Genomic DNA, 652 nt, shown 5'->3' on the forward strand with positions numbered 1-652 from the left:
GTTTGATGGGTGGTTTGAAGCCGGTGGTGCCGAAGCATGATAATGCTGTGGTGAATTATGGGGTTGACCGGGTGAAGGATTATGCGGTGGGTGCGGGGAACGCTATGGTTTTGACGGCACCGTCTGACTGGAAACTAGAAGAACTTCACGATAAAGGTCTGATAGCCGTAGGAAAGGGTATGGCTACCGGCCTGGGTAAGGCGGGTAACAGGGCTTTGAATTCTGATGATTAGGTAAGAGTTTTTGTTTGGAAGGAGTGTTATGGGGCGGAGGAAAAGTTCTGTGGCTGGGAATATTACTGCTGTTATTGCTCTGATGATTGTTATTACGGTGGCGGTGGCCTTGTATATCAATGATCGGGATGCGACTTATAAGGTATGTACCGTGTCATCGGTCGAGATGGTGTCAGAACCATCTGGTGGGGTGACATCTATGTTTTTGCGTGTTGAAACTGAAGAATGCGGTAGTTTAGGTATTACCAATATGACCATGCCTGAGGGGATGAATAAGGCTGGGTTGGCTGAATTTCTTGAGGCTAATATTGGTAAGAAGTTTGAGTTTGAGGTGAAGGGCTTGTCATTAGGTAATGATGCCCGTGATTCTGGTGGTATTACTTCGACGACTCCTGTTGAATAATTTTTTGGAAAGGTAA

Annotated in this window: 2 protein-coding genes; both read left to right on the forward strand. The window is 46.2% G+C overall.

Going from position 1 to position 652, the window contains the following annotated elements; all coding sequences use genetic code 11:
• Positions 1-233: hypothetical protein (locus ABD982_RS11245; protein WP_345447664.1), on the forward strand; the 233-nt coding region annotated here is incomplete at its 5' end.
• Between the two features lie 49 nt (positions 234-282).
• Positions 283-636 carry a hypothetical protein gene (locus tag ABD982_RS11250; RefSeq protein WP_345447667.1) on the forward strand — a complete coding sequence of 118 codons (354 nt, stop codon included), beginning with the start codon at positions 283-285 and terminating at the stop codon, positions 634-636.
• The last annotated feature ends 16 nt before the right edge of the window (positions 637-652 follow it).

The sequence above is a fragment of the Rothia endophytica genome (assembly GCF_039543885.1).
Taxonomy (GTDB): Bacteria; Actinomycetota; Actinomycetes; order Actinomycetales; family Micrococcaceae; genus Rothia; species Rothia endophytica.